The sequence below is a fragment of the Micromonospora sp. CA-240977 genome (assembly GCF_050942285.1).
GTDB lineage: Bacteria > Actinomycetota > Actinomycetes > Mycobacteriales > Micromonosporaceae > Micromonospora.
In genome coordinates this window covers 7,059,300-7,082,661 of the sequence record NZ_CP192055.1, presented here as the reverse complement: position 1 = coordinate 7,082,661, position 23,362 = coordinate 7,059,300, and the positions used below count along the sequence as shown (strand labels likewise).

General features: G+C 73.3%; 20 protein-coding genes. 10 read left to right on the top strand and 10 right to left on the bottom strand.

Going from position 1 to position 23,362, the window contains the following annotated elements; all coding sequences use genetic code 11:
• Positions 1-16: 16 nt before the first annotated feature.
• Both ACQPWW_RS32260 and ACQPWW_RS32255 read left to right on the top strand, forming a co-directional pair.
• The gene (locus ACQPWW_RS32260) at positions 17-436 is read left to right on the top strand and encodes a VOC family protein (RefSeq protein WP_433127581.1); all 420 of its coding nucleotides are present in this window, start codon (positions 17-19) and stop codon (positions 434-436) included.
• A gap of 51 nt (positions 437-487) precedes the next feature.
• Positions 488-1,132, top strand: coding sequence for a histidine phosphatase family protein (locus ACQPWW_RS32255; RefSeq protein WP_433127580.1), 645 nt, complete (start codon positions 488-490; stop codon positions 1,130-1,132).
• Here ACQPWW_RS32255 and ACQPWW_RS32250 read toward each other — a convergent pair.
• Positions 1,120-1,665, bottom strand: coding sequence for a hypothetical protein (locus ACQPWW_RS32250; protein ID WP_433127579.1), 546 nt, complete (start codon positions 1,663-1,665; stop codon positions 1,120-1,122). The two genes, ACQPWW_RS32255 and ACQPWW_RS32250, sit on opposite strands and share 13 nt — an antisense overlap.
• 505 nt (positions 1,666-2,170) lie before the next feature.
• Here ACQPWW_RS32250 and ACQPWW_RS32245 point away from each other — a divergent pair.
• Together ACQPWW_RS32245 and ACQPWW_RS32240 are read left to right on the top strand one after the other, a co-directional pair.
• Positions 2,171-2,935 (top strand): enoyl-CoA hydratase/isomerase family protein, encoded by a 765-nt coding sequence (locus ACQPWW_RS32245; protein WP_433127578.1) that lies wholly within the window; start codon positions 2,171-2,173, stop codon positions 2,933-2,935.
• A gap of 112 nt (positions 2,936-3,047) precedes the next feature.
• Positions 3,048-4,598, top strand: coding sequence for a protein kinase domain-containing protein (locus tag ACQPWW_RS32240; protein WP_433127577.1), 1,551 nt, complete (start codon positions 3,048-3,050; stop codon positions 4,596-4,598).
• Positions 4,599-4,656: 58 nt separating this feature from the next.
• On the opposite strand, the gene ACQPWW_RS32235 is transcribed toward ACQPWW_RS32240, so the two are convergent.
• The 4 genes from ACQPWW_RS32235 to ACQPWW_RS32220 all read right to left on the bottom strand — a co-directional run bounded on the left by ACQPWW_RS32235 (position 4,657) and on the right by ACQPWW_RS32220 (position 8,659).
• Positions 4,657-5,100 carry an HNH endonuclease gene (locus tag ACQPWW_RS32235; protein ID WP_433127576.1) on the bottom strand — a complete coding sequence of 148 codons (444 nt, stop codon included), beginning with the start codon at positions 5,098-5,100 and terminating at the stop codon, positions 4,657-4,659.
• Positions 5,101-5,313: 213 nt separating this feature from the next.
• Positions 5,314-6,525 (bottom strand): hypothetical protein, encoded by a 1,212-nt coding sequence (locus ACQPWW_RS32230; protein WP_433127575.1) that lies wholly within the window; start codon positions 6,523-6,525, stop codon positions 5,314-5,316.
• Between the two features lie 67 nt (positions 6,526-6,592).
• Positions 6,593-8,146 carry an FAD-dependent oxidoreductase gene (locus tag ACQPWW_RS32225; RefSeq protein WP_433127574.1) on the bottom strand — a complete coding sequence of 518 codons (1,554 nt, stop codon included), beginning with the start codon at positions 8,144-8,146 and terminating at the stop codon, positions 6,593-6,595.
• A gap of 30 nt (positions 8,147-8,176) precedes the next feature.
• Positions 8,177-8,659 (bottom strand): MSMEG_6728 family protein, encoded by a 483-nt coding sequence (locus ACQPWW_RS32220; protein ID WP_433127573.1) that lies wholly within the window; start codon positions 8,657-8,659, stop codon positions 8,177-8,179.
• Positions 8,660-8,754: 95 nt separating this feature from the next.
• Between ACQPWW_RS32220 and ACQPWW_RS32215 the strand changes: the two genes are divergently transcribed.
• The 4 genes from ACQPWW_RS32215 (at position 8,755) to ACQPWW_RS32200 (ending at position 15,577) form a co-directional block, all read left to right on the top strand.
• A complete protein-coding gene (locus ACQPWW_RS32215) occupies positions 8,755-10,725 on the top strand; it encodes an NAD-binding protein (protein ID WP_433127572.1) in 1,971 nt (656 codons plus the stop codon).
• Between the two features lie 113 nt (positions 10,726-10,838).
• Positions 10,839-13,775 carry a BTAD domain-containing putative transcriptional regulator gene (locus tag ACQPWW_RS32210; RefSeq protein ID WP_433127571.1) on the top strand — a complete coding sequence of 979 codons (2,937 nt, stop codon included), beginning with the start codon at positions 10,839-10,841 and terminating at the stop codon, positions 13,773-13,775.
• A 30-nt stretch (positions 13,776-13,805) separates the two neighbouring features.
• Positions 13,806-14,795: an ATP-binding cassette domain-containing protein gene (locus ACQPWW_RS32205; RefSeq protein WP_433127570.1), complete on the top strand. Its 990-nt coding sequence runs from the start codon at positions 13,806-13,808 to the stop codon at positions 14,793-14,795.
• Positions 14,792-15,577 (top strand): ABC transporter permease, encoded by a 786-nt coding sequence (locus tag ACQPWW_RS32200; RefSeq protein WP_433127569.1) that lies wholly within the window; start codon positions 14,792-14,794, stop codon positions 15,575-15,577. Before ACQPWW_RS32205 ends, ACQPWW_RS32200 begins: the two co-directional genes overlap by 4 nt.
• Positions 15,578-15,604: 27 nt before the next feature.
• Here the strand turns inward: ACQPWW_RS32200 and ACQPWW_RS32195 are convergent, their stop codons facing one another.
• Positions 15,605-16,843, bottom strand: a complete 1,239-nt coding sequence (locus ACQPWW_RS32195; RefSeq protein WP_433127568.1) for an APC family permease — start codon at positions 16,841-16,843, stop codon at positions 15,605-15,607.
• Positions 16,844-16,854: 11 nt separating this feature from the next.
• A complete protein-coding gene (locus ACQPWW_RS32190) occupies positions 16,855-17,592 on the bottom strand; it encodes a phosphatase PAP2 family protein (protein WP_433134710.1) in 738 nt (245 codons plus the stop codon).
• A 120-nt stretch (positions 17,593-17,712) separates the two neighbouring features.
• Here ACQPWW_RS32190 and ACQPWW_RS32185 point away from each other — a divergent pair, with 120 nt between their 5' ends.
• On the top strand, positions 17,713-18,936 hold the full coding sequence (locus ACQPWW_RS32185; protein ID WP_433127567.1) for a DUF4032 domain-containing protein: 1,224 nt from the start codon (positions 17,713-17,715) through the stop codon (positions 18,934-18,936).
• Positions 18,937-19,277: 341 nt separating this feature from the next.
• Here the strand turns inward: ACQPWW_RS32185 and nagA are convergent, their stop codons facing one another.
• From nagA to ACQPWW_RS32170, 3 genes are all read right to left on the bottom strand, one after another.
• Positions 19,278-20,387, bottom strand: a complete 1,110-nt coding sequence (gene nagA, locus ACQPWW_RS32180) for an N-acetylglucosamine-6-phosphate deacetylase (RefSeq protein ID WP_433127566.1) — start codon at positions 20,385-20,387, stop codon at positions 19,278-19,280.
• Positions 20,384-21,337 (bottom strand): ROK family protein, encoded by a 954-nt coding sequence (locus tag ACQPWW_RS32175; RefSeq protein WP_433134708.1) that lies wholly within the window; start codon positions 21,335-21,337, stop codon positions 20,384-20,386. Before ACQPWW_RS32175 ends, nagA begins: the two co-directional genes overlap by 4 nt.
• A gap of 62 nt (positions 21,338-21,399) precedes the next feature.
• On the bottom strand, positions 21,400-22,329 hold the full coding sequence (locus tag ACQPWW_RS32170; protein ID WP_355027529.1) for an SIS domain-containing protein: 930 nt from the start codon (positions 22,327-22,329) through the stop codon (positions 21,400-21,402).
• 200 nt (positions 22,330-22,529) lie between these two features.
• Here ACQPWW_RS32170 and ACQPWW_RS32165 point away from each other — a divergent pair, with 200 nt between their 5' ends.
• Entirely contained in the window at positions 22,530-23,315 is a 786-nt protein-coding gene (locus ACQPWW_RS32165; protein WP_433127565.1) for a DeoR/GlpR family DNA-binding transcription regulator, read from the top strand.
• Positions 23,316-23,362 lie beyond the last annotated feature (47 nt).

Here is a 23,362-nt window from a genome sequence, read left to right as displayed (position 1 = left end):
CTCTACCGTTGTCGGCATGACGATGAACGCGATCAGCCGCTCCCAGATCTACGTCCTCGACCAGGACGAGGCGCTCGATTTCTACGTGAACAAGCTCGGCATGGAGGTCAACACCGACCAGGATCTCGGTTTCATGCGGTGGCTGACGGTCAACCTGCCCGGCGACCCGGAGCGGGAGATCCTGCTGGAGAAGCCGGGCGCACCGGCGCTGGACCCGGCCACCGCTGAGCAGGTCCGCGAGCTGCTCACCAAGGGCGCCCTGGGCGGGTACCTCTTCATGACCACCGACGACGCCCACAAGACGCACGAGGACCTCGTGGCGAAGGGCGTCGAGATCACCGACGAGCCGACCGAGCGTCCGTACGGGATCGACTTCGGCATCCGGGACCCGTTCGGCAACAAGATCCGCATCGGCCAGATGTTCCCCCGCGGCTAGGGACGGGACGCGGGGCCGTACCGCCCTACTCGATGTGGTGTGGTGGGCGGCATGGTGACCCGGCTGCTGTACCTGACCCGACACGCCGAGCAGGACCTGACCGAGCTGCGCGAGTCGGATGCCGGGGAACCGGACACCGGCCTGTCCGAGCGCGGCCGGCGGCAGGCCACCCTGCTCGGCGAACGCCTGCGCGGCCGGCGGTTCGCTGCCATCCAGCACGGACCGCTGCGCCGGGCCGCGCAGACCGCCGAGCTGGTCGCCGCGTCGCTGCCCGAGGTGCCGGTGTACGCGACGGAGTTGGCCGGTGACCACCTCCCACACGACACGGATCCGGTGGGACTGCCTGCGGCGTACGCGAAATTCCTGGAGCAGTTCTCGGCGGCCGAACGGGTCGACGGGCCGCGGCTGACGGCGGCGGCGGTACGGCGGTTCACCGGACCGGTCAGCGACGGGCCGTCCGGTGACGAGCCGGTGCGCGAGTTGGTAGTGACGCACAGCTTCTTGATCGCCTGGCTGGTGCGGCATGCCCTCGACGCGCCGGAGCGGCGTTGGCTGGGCTTGAACCTGCACAACGCGGGCCTGACCGTGATCCGGTACGGCCCGGCCGGCCCGCCGAATCTGATCGCCGTCAACGACGTGGCCCACCTGCCGCCGGAGCTGCGCGGCACCGGCCTGCCCCCGGACTACCTGGTCTGAGTGCCGGTGGTCCGCAGCAGCAGCTTGACCAGGGCCTGGGTGGCCGGCGGCGGGGTCCCGTCAGCCGGGCAGGCGGCATAGCCGGTCACGGCGCTGCCCACTGTGAGCTGGTAGCTGATCGCGTCCGAGCAGAGGGTCGAGCTGGTCGGTCGCCGCGCCTCGGCGGCCAGCCGGGGGTCGGCGGCCAGCCCCGTCAGGCGGCCGAGGTCGGCGGGGTCGAGCTTTCCGCTACGCCAGCTGCCGGCCCGGTCCACAGCGGTCCACTGACCGTCCGGCTCGACGGTCACGGCGTCACCACGGCCGGCGAAGCCGCCGGAGGTGCGGAGCACCACCCGGGGCGCCACTCCGGTGGCCCCAGGGCTGGCGGTGGGGGCGGTGGTCGGCAGCGGGGTGCCGGTGGCCGTGTCGGCCGGACGGGGAGCGATGGTGACCGGGGACCCGGTCGGGGCGACGGCTCGGTCGACACTGGTGCAGGCGCTCAGGAGGGTGGCCAGGAGCACGGCCGTGACGGCCGTCGTCGGGGCGGGTCTCATGTCCGTCGGACGCAGAGCCCCAAGCGCCGGTTCCCGGACGCAGAGCCCCAAGCGTCGGTTCCCGGACGCAGAGCCCCAAGCGTCGGTTCCCGGACGCAGAGCCCCAAGCGTCGGTTCCCGGACGCAGAGCCCCAAGCGCCGGTTCCCCGGCGCGGCACCCCAGCCGATCGGTCACCGCCAACGAACCGGAGACGCTTCCGGCAATCTTGGACAGTTTCCGTTACGCGCTAACGGAAACTGTCCAAGATTGCCCCAGCACCCCGCGTGCGGCGGGCCTGGCCGCTCGGTCTCGGGGCGGCACGGTTATGGTCGCCGGACGGGCGCGCGTCGTCGCGGCCGGGTCGGCGGCGCGGGGGCTGCCCGGGTGCGTCGTCGTGGCCAGGTCGGTGGTGCCGGGGCTGCCCGGGTGCGTCGTCGTGGCCGGGTCGGCGGCGCCGGGGCCGCCTGGGCGCGTCGTCGTGGCCAGGTGGGTGGCGTCGCACGAGGTGGCGCGGGAGGGGCGGACGTGTCGGATGCGGAGTTGACCGTCGAGGTGACCGGACCGGTCGCGACGGTGGTGATCCACAACCCGGCCCGGCGTAACGCGATGACCGCCGCCATGTGGCGTCAGCTCCCCGAGTTGCTGGACCGGCTGGAACCCGACCCCGAGGTGCGGGCGTTGGTGCTCACCGGCGCGGGCGACGCGTTCTGCGCCGGTGCGGACCTGGGTGATCTGGCCGAGTTGCTGGACGCCGGTGACGCCAGCATCGCGGTGGCCGCCGAGGAGCGACTCGCCCGCTTCGCCAAGCCGACCGTCGCTGCCATCCGGGGCGCCTGTGTCGGCGGTGGCGCTCAGCTCGCGGTCGCCTGTGACCTGCGGATCGCCGCGCACGATGCCCGTTTCGGCGTACCGCCGGCCCGGCTCGGTCTGGTCTATCCGGCGCCGACGACCCGCCGCCTGGCCCGGCTGGTCGGCCCGTCCGCCGCCAAGCATCTGCTGTTCACCGCCGAGCTGATCGACGCCGAGCGGGCGCTGCGGGTCGGCCTGGTCGACGAGGTGCTGCCGGCCGACGGCCTCGCCGCGCGGGTGGACGAGCTGACGGCGACGATCGCCAAGCGGTCGGCGCTGAGCGTCGCCGCCGCGAAGGAGATCATCGACGACCGGGCCGGGCCGGCCCGGATCGCCTGGTGGCACCGGAAGGTGTCGACCACCGGCGAGGCCCGGGAAGGGGTCGCGGCGATGGCCGAGCGGCGTACGCCCCGCTTCGCCTGGCAGCCGCCGGTCGACTGACCCCGTTTCGGCCGGTATCGGGGGAGAGGACGGCCGAGGTCGTCATATCACCCATCGCGACAGTTCGATCCCGGGTGGCCGGCGACCCGGTCCGTACGGCAGGCTGTCCGTCGTGCAGCGTGATCAGTTGCTTGCGGGCCGCTACCGGCTCCTGGAGCGTCTCGGCAGTGGCGGCATGTCCGCGGTGCACCGGGCGTACGACGAGGTGCTCGAACGGGATGTCGCGGTAAAGATGCTCGTCGCCTCCGACCCCAACGCCCGGCGGCGGATCCGGGCCGAGGCCAAGGCGGCTGCTCGGCTGTCGCACCCGCACGTCACCGGCGTGTACGACTACGGCGAGTCGCCGGTGGACGGTGCCCCGGTCCCGTTCGTGGTGATGGAGTTGCTCGGCGGTCTCACCCTCGAACAACGGCTGGCGGCCGGACCGTTGCCGCCGCGCGCTGGCCTGCGGGTCTGCGCCGAGGTGGCTGCCGCTCTCACGGCCGCACACGCTCAGGGTCTGGTGCACCGCGACATCAAGCCGAGCAACGTGATGCTCACGCCAACCGGCGCCAAGGTGCTCGACTTCGGTATCGCGGCGGTCGCCGGCGCGTCGGAGATCGATTTCGAGGGACGACTGCTGGGCACGCCGGCCTATCTCGCCCCGGAGCGACTGGAAGCCGGCGAGGTGCTGCCGGCCTGCGACGTGTACGCCCTGGGCCTGCTGCTGCACCGGGTGCTCACCGGCCGGCTGCCGTGGCCGGCCGAGGCGCAGACCGGAATGCTCCGCGGGCAGACGCACGTCGAGCCGGACCCGCTACCGGAGATCGACGACGTGCCGCCCGAGATCCACCGGCTCTACCGCTGGTGCCTGGCCCGCGACCCCGCCGACCGACCACCGGCCGCCGAGGCGACCCGCATCCTGCTCACCGCCATGAGCGCAGCCACGTCCGACGTGGCCGTCGCCAGCGAGCCCACCGGCAGCGAGCCCACCGGCGGCGAGCCCACCGGCGGCGAGCCCACCGCCGGCGAACCCACCGGCACCGGGACCGTCGCTCCGGCGGGAGGCGCGGCGGTCACCGGGCGCAGGTCGTGGCGTCGGCGTTGGGCCATCCTGGTGGTCGGCGGCGCGGTGCTCGGCGCGATCACGATCGCCGGGTCGCTCGGCGACGTCAACAATCGTCGACCGGGGCTGGCTGCCCCGTCGACCGGCAAGGATCCGGGCACGACCGCGGTGGGGATGCCGGGCACCGAGGAGCCGGCCGCCGAGGGCGACATCGGAGTGTCCGACGCCCCAACGGCCCGGCAAACCGCGCCCGCTGCCCGGACCGAGCCCCCGACGGTGGCCCCGGGCCCGACCGCCACCGCCCCCGACCCGATGCCGACCGCCACCGCCCCCGACCCGATGCCGACCGCGACCGCGCCGACGCCGACGCCGACGCCGACGCTTCCCGCGGGCGTACCGGTTCGGGCGCGCGGAGGGACGGTCACCGTCGGCTGCGTGGGGAAGTCGATCGAGGTGCTCGCGGTGACGCTCGCTCCCGGCTTTCGGGCGGAGGCGTACGACCCGGGCCCGGCGAAGCAGATCCAGGTCGAGCTGGTCTCCTCCGAGTACCGCAGCGAGATCCGGGTGAACTGCCCCAACGGCCGCCCGAACCCGACGGTGAAGGAGAGCGCGGTCTGACCGGGGCCGGCGGGTGCCGCGCCTGGGACGCGGCCCCCCGATCCCGCCGGCCGGTCCGTCACCGCCCGGCGAGCGCCCCCCAGCCCGGGTTCACCGGCTCCCGGCGCAGCGGCATGCCCGCCTCCGCCGGCGTCCGGTCACCCTTGCGCTGGTTGCAGCCGTAGCAGGCGGCGGTGGTGTTCCGCCAGGTGTTCCGGCCGCCGCGCGAGCGGGGCAGGATGTGGTCAATGGTGGAGGCCGGCCCACCGCAGTACGCGCAGCAGCGGTCGTCGCGGCGCAGCACCCCGGCGCGGGACCAGGTCGGCCCGGCGCTGAACCGCCACCGGGTGACCACGTAGCGGACCAGCCGTACCACCCGGGGCATCGGGAAGACGCCGATCACCTGGTCCGGCTCGGCCTCGTGGATCTCGGCGACCCGGCGGCAGAGCATCCGGACGGCATGTTGAACGGTGACCCGGTGCAGCGGGCCGAGGTCGGCGTTGATGACGAGGACGGCGTCCACCGGGGCTCCTTTCACGATGGTGACGGACAGCGAAAAGCCGCCCGGTCCGGTTGGTGGACGGGGCGGCTGGGCGCGTACGGGGTACGCGTCAGTCGGGCCGACCCGCCCGGGGACCTTCCGCTCGGCAGCCGTCGCCGGGCAGCGTCGACGGCACGGTGCTGACGTGCGACATCGTCATGCTCTGCTCCCGCGGCGGTGGTTGACCTTGCGCGATCACGGTAGGTCGGGGCGGGAGAGACGGGCAACGTATTTCGATCGGCCGCCCGGCTCCTCCGGGCGGCGCGGACGGCGGGTCCGGGGTGCGACGACCGCCGTGCGCCGGGCGGCGGTGAGCGGCCGGTTCAGCCGTAGGGCCATTCGCGCGGTGAGTTCGCTGTCCAGCAGGGGCCGGTTGACCTCGCCGGCGACCGCCAGTGCCGGCCCGGAGACCGACCGCCAGATCGCGGCCAGCCCGGCGCCGAGACCCACCAGGGCGACGGTGGCCCGGGTGGTGGGTGAGCCGGCGGCCGCGGCGGCGCTCACGCCGACCACCGCGAAGAGCACAAGCAGCAGGGGTACGAGCACGGGCCAGAAGATGCCCCGGGCCGCCTGCGCCACCAGCCGTCGGTCCCGGATGATCAGGTTTCGGGCGATCACCGCGTAGTCCTCCTCGTCGAGCAGGTCGCGGGGGTGCAGGCCGCCGGTGAGCACGTCCCGCCAGAGGTCGCCCTGGCCCCGCAGGGCCCGGCTCAGCTCGGCGGGCGCCGGTTCGGCCGGGTCGCCGTGGCCGGCCCGGTCGACAGCTGTCGCCCAGGCGGCCAGCGACCGGCGCACCACCGCGGCCGAGTACGGCGGCAGCACGCTCGCCAACTCGTCGAGCCAGCGGCTGATCTGGATCTGCCGACCGCCGAACTGCCGTAGCAACTGGGTGGCGTCGCCGGCTCGGACGGTGTCGGCCACTGATCGGCCCAGCCGGTAGGCGAGCCCGACCCGGTGGTTGGTGGCCATCGCCCACCGCAGCACCTCGACGTTGAGGTCGTCGAGGGCGAGCAGCAGCGGCACCGGATCCGCCGGGTCGGGCGGGCTCAGGTCGGGTAGCAGGGCTCGGGCGGCCGACGTGTCGGGCACCGGGCCGGTGTGCCTGGTGAGTTCGGCGATCTGGGCCAGCGCGACGTCCGCCCCGTCGAGGTACATGCGCATGCGCCGGTGCGCGGACATCTCGGTGAGGTTGGATAGCTTGGCCGGCGGTACCGGTGGTCGGACCTCGCCGGGGACGCCGAGTTCGGCGTGCTGCCCGTGGTGGTAGGCGTCCGCCATCCACCAGCCCAGGCGCAGCGCGGTGACGATGCAGGCGCGTTCGTCGCGGATCAGTGGGTACGCGTCGTCGCGGCCGATCTCGCCGATTGGTTGTTGGTTCTCCGCGCCGGCGCGGTGCAGTGGTGACATTCGCCGCTGCCCTCCCGCCCGGTCGATCGACGGTTGATCAACCAAGCGTACGGCAGCGTACCGTTGCTTATGTGGCGTTCTGTCGGTTTGGGGTGGCGCGGCCGGCCAGCAGCCCCCGGGGCCGGATCGAGCGCACCGGTTCCGCCGCGCCGCCCTCCGCGCGCAGGATGTGGTTCGCGGCGACGATGCCCGTCGCGGCGGAGCGTTCCATCAACGCGCTCGGGAAGTCCGTGGCGATGCCGTCACCGGCCAGGTAGACGCCGCTCGCGTCGGTGCGTACCCCCGGTCGCCAGGCGTGGCTGCCCGGCGTGAACGCCGGCGCCTGCGCCTCCACCCGGGCCCGCAGCTCACGAACGCGCAGGTCGGCGGCCTCCGGCCAGAGCGCGACAAGCTCGCGGCGCATCCGCTCGGCCAACTCCTCGGCCGGCACCCCCGGCTCGCAGGCATACGCGTGCAGCTCGATGACCGACCCGCCGGTCTGCCGCGCCCAGCGCCGAGGCTCGTCCTCCAGCCGGTGGTAGAGCGTCACCGAATCCAGCGTGGGCTGCCGGGACACCCCGCTGAACACCGCCCGCTCGGCGGCCACGTCCCCGGCACACCAGTACCGCGCCACCGCGTACGGCGGGCCGGGCCGGCCGAAGGCGGGCATCCGGGCGGCCAGCTCCGGCGCCTGCCCGACCAGATCGGGAGAGGCCGCGACAAGCGCGGCGAGCGCCGGCGGGTCGACGGCCAGCACCACGTGGGCCGCCGGGTGACCGCCTCCGTCGGTGGTCGTCACCCGCCAGCCGTCGCCGTCCCGGCGCACCCCGGTCGCGGCGCAGCCGGTGAGCACCCGGCCGCCGTGCTTCTCCACGTGCCGGGTCAGCGGCTCCCAGATCGCCGTGGCGTAGTCCTCGTCCGGACAGTCGAACGCCAGCCCCTCCGGGTTGCCGAGCAGGTAGAAGTGGAACTGGGCGACCATCTCGGCCGCTGACATCTCCGCCTCGTGGTTGAAGAACGAGTGCGAGAAGACCTCGAACAGCATCGCCCGGGCCCGGTCCGGCAGCCGCAGCGACGCCAACAGCTCGTCGGCAGTGGTGTCGTCCAACTCGGCGTAGGTGCGAACCGGGTCGTAGGTGAGCAGCGGCAGCGCGGCGTCCCGGTCCATCAGTCGCAGGTCGCCCAGGCGCAGGCTGGGGCTGCGCAACAGCAGTGCGAGCAGGTTCGCCGGCGGTGCGGGCGGCAGCCTGCCGAACTCCTCGGTCGGCCACTGGGCACTGAGGATCGGGTAACCCGGAATGGGCTTGAGGAAGCCCAGCTCGGGATCGATCCGGCGGAGGATGGACCGCCAGTTGTAGTACTGCCGGAAGAAAGCGTGGAAACCGTGCTCGTTCCGCTGGCTGCCCTCGGCCAGCGCCTCCGGCCAGGCGCCCAGTCGACCGCCGAGCGTCGGTGCCGCCTCCAGCACCGTGACCGCCACCCCCCGCTCGGCCAGCACCACCGCCGCCGACATGCCGGCGATGCCGCCACCCACCACCACCGCCGCGGTCGGTCGCGGCACGCGGTCCGCGCCACCGCCGCCCGGGTCCACCAGATGTTGGCGTACGCCGATGAGCCGACCCACCATTTGCGACAGCGCCATGGGCACCTACCTCTCTCGGCCCAGTCTCCGCTACGGGAGGCAGCGGCGCGCGCGGTCGGAGGCGGGCCAGACGTACTCCAGATCTGTCGGAACGTCGTCACCGAACAGGGGCCGGTAGTGCGCCGGGTCCTTGCGGACCAGCGACGAGCGGTGGCTCAGGTGCAGCTCGTCGCGGCCCAGCCACGGTGGCAGCTCACCAGCCTCGGCCAACTCGCGCTGAGTCCGTACGACGCCGGGCCCGCAGGCGGCCGCGAGGTCAACTGTCATCGTGGTGGCGCAGGTGTCGGCCCGCCCCGGCTCGGTCCACACCGCGCACATGTCCAGCCCGTAGCGGGTGAGCGCCTCCTCGTACCCGGACCACATCTTCACCGCCGGGTGGTTGCGCCAGCCGTAGTCGGGTCGGGTGAGCCCACGCAGCACCTGGATCGCCTCCACCCGCTGCTTGCCCAGCCGCTTCTGGTCCAGCGCGCGGGCGCTGGCCAGGAAGTCCGGGTACGGGAGGAAGGTCTGCATGCCGCTGCTCTACCCGTCGCCGGAGCGGGCATGCCTGGTCCCGGGATGATCCGGACGGGGTCGCCCACCATGGCCGTGCTGATTACGATCCGGGCATGGCGGAGCCGTGGCGGGACCGGGCGCGACGGGCGGTCGAGTGGAACTGGCGACTGCGGTCGGTCGGTGATCCGCGCCCGCACTATGTGGTCTGCGGGAAGGACGCGCTCGCCTACTACGTGGCTCGGGCGCTGCTCGAATCCGAACTGCCGGCGGGCGGGGCCCGGGTGACGGTCGTGGTGCCGGAGCGTTACCGCAGCAACGGCCCGGACGTGGCGGGGTTGCGCGGGGTCCGGGTGGTCCGCTCGGACCGGCTGGACGTGTCCACCTTCGAGGCCGCCGGCCTGGCCGGGGCGACCGGGCTGGCCCTGCTGCATCAGGACGACGTCGGCAACCTGCACGCGGCGCTGTGCGCGCAGGCCGTCGATCAGCAGGTCCGGCAGGTGCTGCGGATGTTCAACGGCACCCTCGCCGACGGTGTCCGCAAGCTGATCAAGGCGCCGGTCGAGGTGCTCTCCGACGCCGAGATGGCAGCGCCGGCCTTCGTGGCCGCCGCGCTGGGCGAGGTCGACCCCAGCTCCTTCCAACACCGCGACAAGACGCTCCGGGTGGCGCGGCGGGCCGACGTCCGCCCACAGGACGTGGTCTGCGCCCTGGCCCACCTCACCGAGGCGCAGGGCGTGGAGTTGCTGCCGGCCGAGCAGGCCGGCGCGGACCTGGTGCTCGCCGAGGCGACCGGGCAGCCGCCGGGCACCGAGGTCGCCGCCCGTCGGCTGGTCCGGGCCCGCCGGCGACGTCGTCCGGTCACTGTGCTGCTGGGAGCGGTACGCGGCTTCGCGACCCGCAAGATCGGCGTCGCGGTGATGCTGGTGCTCGCGGTGATCGCGGTGCTGGGCGCGCTGATCTCCCGCACCGAGGGCGTCTCCCCGCTGGAGGCGCTGTACCTGACCCTGGTCACCACCCTCAGCGGCGCCGACCCGGACACCGCCAAGCCAGCCGGGGCGCAGATCATGCAGGTGGTGCTCAACCTGGCCGGGTTGGCACTGATCCCGTTGATCACCGCCGTCGTGGTGGACGGCATCGTCAACGCCCGGCTGGCCCTGCACACCGGCCGGTTGCAGCCCGCGCGGGCCGGGCACGTCGTGCTGATCGGCCTGGGCAACGTCGGCACCCGGGTGATGGCGCAGCTGCGGGAGTACGACGTCGAGGTGGTGGCGATCGACAAGGATCCGGCGCCGCGCGGCGGCGCCCTGGCGCGTCAGCTGGAGGTGCCGGTGATCGTCGGCGACGCCGCGCTCTCCGAGACGCTGGTCGCCGCGTCGGTGGCCGACTGTCAGGCGCTGGTGGTGGCGTCCACCGACGACGTGGCCAACCTGGAGGCGGCGCTCGCCGCCCGGGACCTCCAACCCGACCTGCGGGTGGTGCTGCGGCTCTTCGACGGTGACTTCGCCGAACGCGTGGAGGAGACCTTCGCCCTCGGGGTGTCCCGGTCGGTCTCCTACCTGGCCGCCCCGGCCTTCATCGGGGCACTCACCGAACGCGCGGTGATCACCACGATCCCGGTCGACAGGCATGCGCTGCCGGTCGCCGAGGTGCCGGTCGCCCCCGGCTCCGAGTTGGACGGTCGACCGTTGGACGTGGTCAACCGGGACGGGCAGGTCCGGTTGATCGCTCGTACCCCGGCCGGCGGCGGCAGGACGATCTGGTGGAAGGACCTCGACCCCCGCCAGGTGATCTTCGCGGGCGACCGGTTGACAGTTGTCGCACGGCGGCGCGGGCTGGACTGGCTGACGAGCCAGTGCGCCCCGCCCGCCCACCCGGGTCCGGTTCCTCGACCGGCCCGGCCGGTCCACGGCGGGCTGCCCACCCCGACGGGGACGCCCTCCTCGGGGCCGGGCCGGACGGACCCGGGGGTCGGCGCGGCACCTCCCGTTCCTGCCGGCGGGGGTGCTCCCTCGACATCCGCCGGCGGCCCAGCCGACGAATTCGAACTGACCCGCCGGCAGGACGGGGCCGCCGAGGTGAGCTGACCGGTTCACCGTCCGCTGCGCGACCTCCGTGAATACGGCCGCCCGCGCGTACCGGGCCATCGGTGTGCGGGCGGTCAGCGGGAACCGGCCGGCACTGGGTGACAATCAGTGCCATGCGTTTCCGCGTCCTGGGGCCGACCCAGGTGCTGCTGGCCGACGGGCGTGAGATCGCCGTGGGCGGTCCACGGCTGCGCGCGCTGCTGGCGCTCCTGCTGCTCGACGCGGGGCGGGTGGTGTCCGCCGAGCGGCTGATCGACGGTCTGTACGGCGAGCACCCGCCGCGGGGCGCCGCCAACGCGCTCCAGTCCCTGGTGTCGCGGCTGCGTCAGGCGCTGCCCGCCGAGCACACCCCTGTCGAGTTCCACCCGGCCGGCTACCGCCTCGCCGTGGATCCCGCGGACGTCGACGCGTACCGGTTCGAGCGGCTCGCCGAGGCCGGGCGTCGCGCGCTCGCCGGTGGTGACTGGCCCCGCGCGGCGGACGTGTTGCGCGAGGCGCTGGAGCTGTGGCGTGGTCCCGCCCTGGCCGACGTCATCGACGTGGCCGGCGTACCCGCGCAGGCGGCCCGGCTGGACGAGCTGCGGCTGGCCGCCACCGAAGATCGGATCGAGGCGGAGCTGGCGCTGGGCGGGCACGCGGAACTGGTCCCGGAGTTGCGGCAACTGGTCGTGGCGCATCCGCTGCGGGAGCGGTCGCGCGGCCACCTCATGCGCGCCCTGTCCGCGCAGGGCAGGCCGGCCGAGGCGCTTGCCGAGTTCGAGGACGCCCGGCGCAGCCTGGCCGAGCAGCTCGGGGTCGACCCGTCGCCGGCGCTGGCCGCGATCCACCTGGCCGTGCTGCGGGGCGACGAGAGTTCCGCCGTATCGCGGGGCGGGGACAGCTCCGCCGTGCGGCGCGGCGGGGACAGCTCCGCCGTGCCCCCGACGAGCGAGAAGGCGCTGCCGAGCCAGCTCACCACCTTCGTCGGGCGGGAGGAGGAACTCACGCGCGTTGGCGCGTTGCTCGGTGAGCGAAGGCTTGTCACCCTCACCGGCCCCGGGGGAGCGGGCAAGACCCGGTTGGCCGTCGAGGCGGCGGGACGCCTCGACGGCGAGGTCCACTTCGTCGAGCTGGCCGGGCTGGCCGACGGGTCGGACGTACCGCAGGCGGTGCTGAGCGCGCTCGGTCTGCGTGACGCGGGGCTGCGGGCCCCGGCCGAGCCGGGCCGACAGTCCACCGACCGACTGGTCGAGGCGCTGGCCGAGCGGCGGCTGCTGCTCGTGCTCGACAACTGCGAGCACGTCATCGCCGACGCGGCCCGGCTCGCCGCACGACTGCTGGGGGCGTGCCCGGCGCTGCGCGTGCTCGCCACGAGTCGTGAGCCGCTCGGGCTGGCCGGCGAGGCGTTGTGCCAGTTGTCCGGGCTCACCCTGCCGCCACCGGACGCGTCGACGAAGGAGGCCGACGACTACGCGGCGGTCAGCCTCTTCGTGCAACGGGCCGCCGACGTCGCACCCGACTTCACCGTCACGCCGGCCAACGTCGACGTGGTGCTGCGGATCTGCCGTACCCTCGACGGCCTGCCGTTGGCGATCGAGCTGGCCGCCGCGCGGCTGCGGGCGTTGCCCGTCGCCGAGGTGGCCGCCCGTCTCGACGACCGGCTCCGGTTGCTGTCCATGGGCAGCCGGGCCGCGTCGCCCCGACACCGCACGCTCCGGGCCGTTGTCGAGTGGAGCTGGGACCTGCTCGACGACGCCGAGCGGAGACTGGCCCGCCGGCTGACCGTCTTCGCGGGCGGCGCGACGCTGGAGGCCGCCGGGCGGGTTTGCGGCCTTCCCAGCGCCGAGTTCGTCGACGCGCTCAGCGGGCTGGCCGACAAGTCCTTCGTGGAGTTCAGCGGTGGCCGGTACCGGATGCTCGAAACGGTGCGCGCCTTCTGCGCCGAACGTCTCGGGGAAGCCGGCGAGGCCGACCAGCTACGTCGTGCGCACACCGCGTACTTCCTGGAGTTCGCCTGGACCGCCAGCGACCACCTTCGGCAGGCCGAACAGTTGCAGTGGTTGCGGCGGCTCGACGCCGAGCGGGACAACCTGCACGCTGCCCTGCGCCGGGCCACCGCGGCCGGTGACGGGCCCGACGCGGCCGGGTTGGTCGCGGCCCTGTCGTTCTACTGGTGGCTGCGGGGCATGCGCGGCGAAGCGGCCCGGCTGGCCGCCGACGTTCTCGACCTGCTGGGAGCCGAAGCGCCGTCCGGGCTGAGCGAGGAGTTCGCGCTCTGCGTCTACAACACGTCGCTCGCCGGTGCCGGTCACCTGCCGTCGCTCGGCACACAGCGCTCCGTGATCCGCAGCCTCGACCGGGCACCTCGTCAACCGTTCCTGCTGTACCTGTCGGGGATCTCGACCGGGCCGCCGTCCGGCGGCGCCGAGCACGTCGAGGAGCTGATGCGGGAGCTGCGGCGGCTGGTCGGTCCGGATACCTGGATCAACGCGCTCGGCGCGATGGGAAGCGGCTCGGCGCTGATGTGGAGTGGCCAGTGGGACCGGGCCAGGACCGCGCTGGCCACCGCGCTCGACGGCTTCCGGAGCACCGGGGACCGGTGGGGCTGCATGATCACGCTCGGCGCGCTCGGCGAACTGGCCGCCTGGCAGGGCGACCCGGAGACGGCGGGCGCCCACATGGATGAGGCAATGGGACTGGTGGAGGCGCTCGGGTCGGCCGTCGACCAGGCCGACATGCTGCGGACCAGGGGCGAGATCCGGCTGCGGGCCGGTGATCTCACCGCGGCCCGGGACGACTTCGCCGGCGCGCTGGTCCTGGCGCAGCGCAGTGGCGCGCCCGAGTTCGTGGCCAGCGCCCGCCTCGGCCTCGCCCAGGTGGCCCGGCTGCGCGGCGATCTGGTCGAGGCGAAACGGTTCTGCGAGGAGGCGTTGGTCGGCGGGCTCACCGGCTGGTACGTCGGCGAGGCCACCCGTTCGGAGATCATCCTCGTGCTCGACGAGATCACCGAGGCGGAGCGAGCCGGAGCCGCGAGCCGGCCCGGTGCGCCGCCGTCAGCGGGCGGTGCGTGACCCGTCAGCGCCCGACGCCACCGTGGGGGCATGACGACATACGAGGTGGTCGCCGAGGGTCTGGGCAAGCGGTACGGCCCCACCCGCGCGCTCGACGGGTTCGACCTGGCGGTACCGACCGGCACTGTGTACGGACTGCTGGGACCGAACGGCGCTGGGAAGACGACTGCGGTTCGGATCCTCACCACGCTGCTGCGCTTCGACGCGGGCCGGGCCAGTGTGGCCGGGTTCGACGTGCGGGGTCAGCCGGACGAGGTGCGCGCCCGGATCGGGTTGACCGGGCAGTACGCCGCGGTCGACGAGATCCTCAGTGGCCGGCAGAACCTGGAGTTGTTCGGTCGGCTGTTCCGGCTGGGCCGACGGGCGGCCCGCCAACGCGCCGACGAACTGCTGGAACGGTTCGGGCTCGACGAGGCGGCGGGTCGGTCGGCCGGTGAGTATTCGGGTGGGATGCGCCGCCGGCTGGACCTCGCGGCCAGCCTGATCCGTACCCCGCGGGTGCTCTTCCTCGACGAGCCGACCACCGGTCTGGACCCGCGGAGCCGCAACCAGGTGTGGGACCTGGTCCGCGGCCTGGTCGCGGACGGGACCACCGTCCTGCTCACCACGCAGTACCTGGAGGAGGCCGATCAGCTCGCCGACCGGATCTCGGTGATCGACGCCGGCCGGGTGGTGGCCGAGGGCTCGCCGGACGAGCTGAAGTCGATGACCGGCGGTGACCGGATCGAGGTGGTGGTACGCGATGCGGCCGACCTGACCCGTGCTGCCCGCATCGTCGCGTCGATCTGTGCCGCGGAGCCGGAGCACGATCCGGAGGTGCGGCGGCTCAGCGTGGCGGTGGTCGACCGGGTCGCCGGGCTGGTCGACGTGGTGCGGGCGTTGGACGACGCCGGGGTCGCGGTGGAGGACGTCGGCCTCCGGCGCGCCACGTTGGACGAGGCGTTTCTGTACCTGACCGGGCACCGGCCGGACGAGGCCCGCGAGCCCGTCGGCGTGGGACGAAAGGCGGACGTGGCATGACGGCGGCGGTGGCTGACGGCTGGACGATGACCCGGCGGAACATGATCCACGTGATCCGCGCACCGGAGGAGCTGATCCTCTACTTCTCGCTGCCGATCATGTTCGTTCTCGTCTTCGGGTACGTGTTCGGCAGCGGCATGCAGGTGGCCGGCGGCGGCAACTACCGCGAGTTCCTGCTGCCCGGCGTCTTCGTGATGACGATGCTGTACGGCCTCGGCGCCACCGCGAGCGGCGTGGCGCTGGATCTCAGCCGGGGTGTCGTCGACCGGTTCCGGTCGATGCCGATGGCCCGGTCCGCCCTGATGACCGGCCGCGGTGCCGCCGACCTGCTCCGGGCCCTGCTGGAGATGTCCACCCTGCTGGTCTGTGGCCTGCTCGTCGGGTGGCAGTGGCGACAGGGTGTCGGCAAGGCGTTGCTCGCCGTCGGGCTCCTCCTGCTGCTCCGGATCGCGATCACCTGGGTCGGGATCTACCTGGCGCTGCTGGTCCGCAACCCGGACACGGTCGGCGTGATCGTCTTCCCGGCCGCCTTCCCGTTCACCGCGATCTCCAACGTCTTCGTGTCGCCCGAGCTGATGCCCTCGGTCATCGGCGCCATCTCGCAGTGGAACCCGCTCTCGGCCACCGTCGCCGCGATCCGTCAACTGTTCGGCAACCCCGGTCTGGGTGGCGACTCCTGGCCGGCGGAGCACGCCATGCTGTTGGCGGTGGTGTGGCCGGTGCTGCTGATCGCGACGTTCGCGCCGCTGGCGGTACGCCGGTACCGGCGGCTGAGTCGCTGACCCCTGACCGCCGGTGGCCTGCTCAGGTCACCGGCGGGCCCGGCGCAGCGCGTACCAGGCGGCGCCGGCGGCCAGCACGCCGAAGCCGGCGAGGACGCTACCGAACGGCAGGTTGACCGCGAGCAGTAGACAGCCGACCAGCCCCAGGCCGGCGAGCACCCGCACCGGCAGCTTCCGCGCCGGTTCGCGGCCCAGCGTCAGCGCCGCCGCGTTGGTGATCGCGTAGTAGACCAGCACTGTGCAGCTGGAGAAGCCGATGGCGTCGCGCACGTCGCCGAGCAGCACCACCACGATCACCACGGCGGCCACCGCCATCTCGGCCCGGTGCGGCACCTGGTACACCGGGTGCACGGCGGCCAGCGCGGCGGGCAGGTCGCGGCGGCGAGCCATCGCCAGGGTGGTCCGACCGACCCCGGCGACCAGGGAGAGCAGCACCCCGACGACCGCGATGGTGGCTCCGGCGCGGACCACCCAGGCCAGGCCGGGCAGCCCGGCGGCGGTCACCACGTCGACAAGGGGCGCTGCGGACCCGGCCAGCCGGTCGACGCCGAGCACGCCGAGTGCGATCACGGCCAGCACCAGGTAGATCGCGAGCACCACCCCGAGCGCCAGCGGCACCGCCCGGGGAATGGTCCGCTGCGGGTCCCGGACCTCCTCGCCGAGCGTGGCGATCCGGGCGTACCCGGCGAACGCGAAGAACAGCAGCCCGGCGGCGGTGAGCACGCCCCGGGCGGAGCCGCCGGGCTCGCCGAGCCGATCCAGGCGCACCGGCCCGGCCACCAGGCCGACGACCGCGACCAGGACCAGCACCGCGAGCACCAGCGCGACAAGCGCCCTGGTCACGGTAGCCGTCTTGCCGATGCCGCGCAGGTTCACCGCGGTCACCGCGAGCACCGCCGCGACAGCGACCAGCCGGGCCTGACCCGGCCACAGGTACGCCCCGATGGTCAACGCCATCGCCGCGCAGCTCGCCGTCTTGCCGACCACAAAGCCCCAGCCGGCCAGGAAACCAGCGAACGGTCCGAGGCGCTCCCGGCCGTAGACGTAGGTGCCGCCGGACTCCGGGTAACGGGCCGCCAGCCGCGCCGAACTTGTCGCGTTGCAGTACGCGATGAAGCCGGCCAGCACCAGCGCGGGCAGCAGGCCGGCGCCGCCGGCCGCCGCGGCGGCCGGACCGAAGACCACGAAGACGCCCGCGCCGAGCATCGAGCCCAAACCGATGACAACCGCATCGGGTACGCCGAGCCGCCGCGCCAGTTGCTCCACGGACCGAAAGCTTAGGGGTACGAGGTGAACGGCCGGTCCCATTCGCGTAGCCGGCCGGGGAGCGGAACGCCGTCCCAGGGCACCCGGTGCAGCAGCCGGTCCAGGAGCAGGCCCAGCAGCAGCCCGGCCACCGAGTCGGTCAGCCAGTGCCAGCCGAGGTAGGTGGTGGTGGTGAGGACGACCAGCGGCGGCACGATGCGGATCACGGTGACGAGCCGGGCCGGTAGGTGCCGGCCGAAGCTGCGGGCCAGCGGGGCGAGCAGCAGTGCGATGACGCCGTACCAGACGATGGCGTTGGCGACGTGCCCCGACGGGTAGGACTGGGCGAATCGGACCGGCAGGTCGTCGTGGAACAGCGGCAGGGTCTGCTCGGGGGGCAGGAAGGGTTCCTTGACGCTGGCGCTCGGTGCCGCCCGCGCGGTCCAGACCTTGAACGGACCGATCGTCAGGTAGGTCAGCACGAAGCCGACCACCGGCGGCAGGATCGGCCGCACCGACCGCAGCCGGACGGCCAGCAGCACACCCAGCCCGGCGGCGATCAGGGTCAGTGGGGTGCCTTGGCCGAGCAGGTTGAACACCCGGGCCACCCAGTAGGCGACCATGGGTCGGTGCCCGTCGGCCCAGTCGGCGACCGCGCGGTCCACCCCGAAGAGCTGGTCGGCGGCGAGCGCCACAGTCAACCCGACCAGGGCGACCAGCAGGAGCGCGTCGAACCACCAGCCGGCCGGGCGGACAGGCCGTAGCCGCAGGTCACGTCGTACCGCCGTGGGTTTGAGCACGCGACCACGCTACCGGCCCGGCGCGAGGCGGGGATGTTCGGCGCTGTGGGCCCAACCACGATCAGGGGCGGATGCGGGGGGCGACCAGTCATGCTTGTGCCCGTGCGGATCACCTCTGCCCTCGTGGACCCGGCGCTTCTCGACCTGCCCTGGTCGACACCGCTGGAGGAGTGGCCTGCCCAACACCTGGTGGCGCTGCCGCAGGGCATCTCCCGACACATCGTCCGGTTCGTCCGGCTTGGTGACTACGTCTACGCGTTCAAGGAGACCCGCGAGCGGATCGCCGAGCGGGAGTACGACCTGCTCCGCGCCCTGGAGCGGATCGACTTCCCGTCGGTCGAGGCGGTGGCGGTCGTCGCCGACCGGCAGACCGAGGACGGGGAACCCCTCGAATCCGTGCTGATCACCCGGCACCTGCAGTTCTCCCTGCCGTACCGGGCGTTGTTCTCGCACACCCTGCGGCCGGAGACGATGAGCCGGCTGCTCGACGCGCTCGCCGCCCTGATCGTGCGGATGCACCTCACCGGGTTCTTCTGGGGTGACTGCTCGCTGTCGAACACGCTGTTCCGGCGGGACGCGGGCGCGTTCGCCGCCTACCTGGTGGACGCGGAGACGGGCGCGTTGCACAACTCGCTCTCCAACGGTCAGCGTGGTGAGGACCTGGAGATCGCCCGGGTGAACATCTTCGGCGAGGCGTTGGATCTCCAGGCCGCCGGCCTGCTGCACGAGTCCATCGATCCCGAGGTGGTCTGCGAGGAGGTCGTGCAGCGCTACGAGCGGCTCTGGCACGAGATCACCTACGAGCAGGCGATCGAGCGGGAGGCCCGGCACGACATCGAGGGCCGGATCCGCCGCCTCAACGAGCTGGGCTTCGACGTGGCCGAGGTGGCCATGTCCTCAATCGACGACGGGCGTTACCTGGTCCGGCCGAAGGTCGTCGACGCCGGCTACCACACCCGGCGGCTGCTGCGGCTGACCGGTCTCGACGCCGAGGAGAACCAGGCGCGCAAGCTGCTCAACGACTTGGACGCCTATCGGGCGGAGAGTGACCTGATCGACGAGCAGCAGGCCGCGCACCGCTGGCTCACCGAGGTCTTCGAGCCGGTGGTCCGGGCCGTCCCCGCGCATCTGCGTCGCAAGCTGGAGCCGCAGGAGCTGTTCGCGCAGATCATCGAGCACAAGTGGCTGCTCTCCGAGCAGGCCGGCCGGGACGTCGGGATGCGCCACGCGGTCCAGTCGTACCTGGCCGACGTGCTGGTGCACCGCCCCGACGAGCAGGCCGTGCTCGGCGTGGAAGTGCCGAGCCTCGGCTGACCTTCCGCCCGCCGAACGGCCCCGCGCCCGCCGAACGGCCCCGCGCCCGCCGCGGGCTCACCGGAGCCGGCGGTTGGTCGTCGGCAGCCTGTAGAGCTGCCCCACGTGCGGGGCAGCCGGTAGAGCCGCCTGTCCCGTGTGCCGTGGTAGCCCTGTGGAGCTGTCTGTCCCACGTGCCGGGGTAGGCCGGTGGAGCGGCCTGTTCCACGCCCCGGGGTCGGCGGGTAGGGCTGCCTGCCCCACGGCTGGGGCAGCTCTACAGGCTGCGCGACAGGTAATGCCGGCAGCGGATGGCAGGGTTCAGCTCCCCCGTGCCAGCACGCGCGCCGAAGGTTCCGACATCACTCCATCCAGGAGCCGCCGCGAAGAACCCGGACCACGTTGAGGTCCTCGTCCAGCACCACCAGGTCGGCGCGGAGGCCAACCTGGATGGCGCCCACCCGGTCACCCAGGCCGATGGCGCGCGCCGGGGTGGTGGCCACCATGCGCGCCGCGTCGGCGATCGGGATGCCGGCGTTCACGGCGTGCCGCAGCGCGGCGTCCATTGTCAGCGTGCTGCCGGCGATCGCACCGTCGCGGGCAAGTCGGGCCACCCCGTCGGTCACTGTGACGTCCTGGCCGCCCAGCTCGTACTCGCCATCGGCCATGCCGGCGGCGGCCATCGCGTCGGTGATCAGCGCCGCCCGGTCCGGGCCCGCGGTCGCGGCGGCGAAGGTCAGCATGCCGTCGTGCAGGTGCACGCCGTCGGCGACCAGTTCGCAGATGACGGTGGGCGCGTCGAGCAGGGCCACCACCGGCCCTGGCTCGCGGTGGTGCACCGGGCGCATGCCGTTGAACAGATGGGTGCCGACACTCGCGCCGGCGGCGACCGCGGCGCGGGTCTGCTCGTACGTCGCGTCGGTGTGACCGACCGCCGCCACCACCCGCTGTGCGGTGAGCAGCTTGATCGCCTCCAACGCGCCGTCGCGTTCCGGGGCGAGGGTGACCATCCGGATCGCGCCCCGGCCCAACTCGATCAGCTCGGTCAACTCGTCGGTCGACGGGTCGCGCAGGTACTCCGGGTTCTGCGCGCCACAACGGGCAGCGGAGAGGTAGGGACCTTCGAAGTGGACCCCGGCCAGCACGCCCTCGTCGACAAGCGGAGCGAACGCCTCGGTGGCCGCGCGCATCAGCGGGTAGGGCGCACTGACCAGGCTGGCCAACAGGGTGGTCGTGCCGTGTGCGAGGTGGAAGTCGGCCGCCGCCCGGGCCTCGTCGGCGTCCCCGGTGGTGAAGGTGTGCCCGCCTCCGCCGTGGGTGTGCATGTCGACGAAACCGGGCAGGATCCAGTTGCCGTCCCGTACCGACGGATATTCGGCGACCGCGGTGATCCGACCCCCGTCCCACTCGACGCAGCCCTGTCGGATGACACCGGTCGGGGTCACCACTCGGCCGTCCACCCGCACGGTCATCGCTTCTCCTGAAGGTCACGGACGCGCACGGCGTCATGGTCACGGACGCGTACCGCGTCATGGTCTTGGACGCGTACCGCGTCCAGGGCGAGCAGGGCGGCACCGAGGCAACCGGCCTCGTCGCCGAGGGCCGCCGCGACCAGTCGCGGCTCCCGGTGGAAGGTCATCCGCTCGTGCAGCGCGGCCCGCAGTGGGGTCAGCAGCCGGTCGCCGGCCTGGGCCAGGCCACCGCCGAGCACGATCGTCGCCACGTCGAACAACGCCTGCCCGGTGGCGAGGCCGTCGGCGAGCGCCTCGACCGCGTCCTGCCAGACCTGGCTGGCGAGCGGTTCCCCGGCCGCGGCCCGCTCGGCGACATCAGCCGCCGTCACGGAAGCGCCAGCCGCCTCGCCGGCCAGTTCGGCGTAGCGGCGGCCGATGGCGGCGGCCGAGGCGATCGTCTCCAGGCAGCCGGGTCGACCGCAACCGCAGCGCGGGCCGTCGGGCCGGACCATGATGTGGCCGATCTCCCCGGCCGCACCGTGCGCGCCGACGGACGCCGAGCCGTCCACCACGTGCGCGGCGGCGATGCCGGTGCCGATCGCCACGAACAGCACGTGCCCGGCGCCGCGCCCGGCACCGAGCCGCGCTTCGGCGAGACCACCGACGCGCACGTCGTGGCCGAGCGCGGTGGGCAGGCCGAGTCGCTTCACCGCCAGGTCCCGCAGGGGTACGTCCCGGAAGCCCACGTTCGCCGACCAGACCGCCACGCCGCGCGCCTCGTCCACCACCCCGGGTACGGCGATGCCGACCGCGATCGGCGTGAGCCCGTCGGCTCGGGCCTTGGCGGCCAGCCCATCGGCCACGTCCAGGATCGTGCCGACCACGGCCGCCGGGCCGCGTGCGGCGCCTGTGGGGTGCCGCTCGATGCGTACCGCGACGCCGTCCGGTCGGACCAGGGCGCACTTCATGCCCGTACCGCCCACATCGAGCGCGACGACGACCTGGTCGGTGGCCCCGGCGTCGCCGCCTGTCACGCCAGCACCACGGACCGGGACAGGTGTCGGGGCGCGTCCGGGTCGAGGCCGCGGCTGGTCGCCAGCGCGACAGCGAATCGTTGCGCCAGGATCAGGTCGGCCATCGGGTCGACCGGGGTACGACCGGCGGACCAACTGCCCAGCACGGTGCGCCAACCGTGCGTGCGGCTGTGCACGAAGGCGGCCCCGGTGGCGGCGACGTCCTCGGGTAGTCCGTCGGGTAGCTCGCCGAACGCCCAGACCAGTCGGCCGGGCGCGGCGACCGAGATGGGACCGTGCCGGTAGTCCATCGCCGGGTACGCCTCGGCCCAGAAGGTGGCCGCCTCCCGGCACTTCAGCGCTGCCTCCTGGGCCAGGCCCACCGTCCACCCTCGACCGAGGAAGGTGGCCTGCCCGATGGTGGCCGGGTCGATCGGCAGCGGGGATCGCACCGCGACTTCGGCGTCGGCGGCGAGCGCGGTCACCGGGTCGCCGAGGTGCGCCCGGAGCAGGGCCAGGGCGGTGGTCGCGAAGCGGGTCTGCACCACCGACCGCTCGTCGGCGAAGGGCATGGTCACCGCGGCGGTGGCCAGCTCGACCGCCGGTGACGCCGGGTCGCCGACGATGACGGTGGTGGGGGTCCGCCCGCGCAACGCGGCGAGCAGCTCCAGCACCTCCGTGGTGGTGCCGGAGCGGGTGATCGCGATCAACCGGTCGTAGCGGCGGCCGGCGGGGAACTCGGACGCCTGGAACGCGTCGGTCTCGCCCTGGCCGGCCTGCTCGCGGCGGCCCGCGTACGCCATCGCCATGAACCACGACGTGCCGCAACCGACGACGGCGACCCGCTCACCCGGGCGGGGCAGGTCACCGTGTACGACGCCGGCCAGTACGGCTGCCTCCCGCCAGCAGTCGGGCTGGCTCGCGATCTCCGCGTCCACGTACGCCATGGGAAACTCCTCGCAGGGGCGACCGGTGCGCAATACGGCTCGTTAGGCACGTATTTCGCGCGTCATTCTGCGCGAACGCCGGTGGCCGTGGCAACTGACCAACCGATCGCGCAGATCAGCCTTTTGCGCCAGCCTAGTTTCGCGCACTAGTGTGCACGCAATCAATCACCGTCCGTGCAGTCACTGGGAGGGCCCCCGCGGTGGACCGGTACGCCAGATGGAACGCCCTGCTCGAGATGCTGACCGACAACGGCCGGGTCAGCGTCGAGGCGGCAGCCGAGCGGCTGGACGTCTCCCAGGCCACCATCCGGCGTGACTTCGACCAGCTCGCCCAGCAGCAGATGATCACCAGGACCCGGGGTGGCGCCGTCGCGAACGGGGTCTCGTACGACCTGCCGCTGCGCTACAAGACAGCCAAGCACTCGGCGGAGAAGCAGCGGATCGGCGCCGCCGCCGCCGCGCTCGTCACGCCGGGCACCGTGGTCGGCCTGAACGGCGGCACCACGAGCACCGAGGTGGCGAGGGCGCTCGCCGTGCGTCCGGACCTGAACACCAGTGCCGAGGGCGCGCAGCTGACAGTTGTGACAAACGCGCTGAACATCGCCAACGAGCTGCTCGTGCGGTCCCGGATGAAGGTGGTGGTGGCCGGCGGGGTGGTCCGACCGAAGTCGTTCGAACTCGTCGGCCCGCTGGGTGGGGCGCTGCTGCGCGAGGTCACCCTGGACGTCGCGCTGCTCGGCGTGGACGCCATCGACCCGCAGCTGGGTGCCGCCGCCCACCACGAGGGGGAGGCCGCGATGAACAATCTGATGGTGGCTCGGGCCAAGCGCGTGGTGATCATTGCGGACTCGTCCAAGCTGGGGGGTCACGCCTTCGCCCGGATCTGTCCGGTCGAGCGGGTCGAGACGCTGGTGACCGACTCCGGTGCCGACCCGGAGTTGGTGGACGCGTTCCGCGCCGCCGGCGTACAGGTCATCTGCGCCTGAGCGGTCACGCTCCGTCGATGAAGTAGCCCTTTCGGCGCGTCGATGCA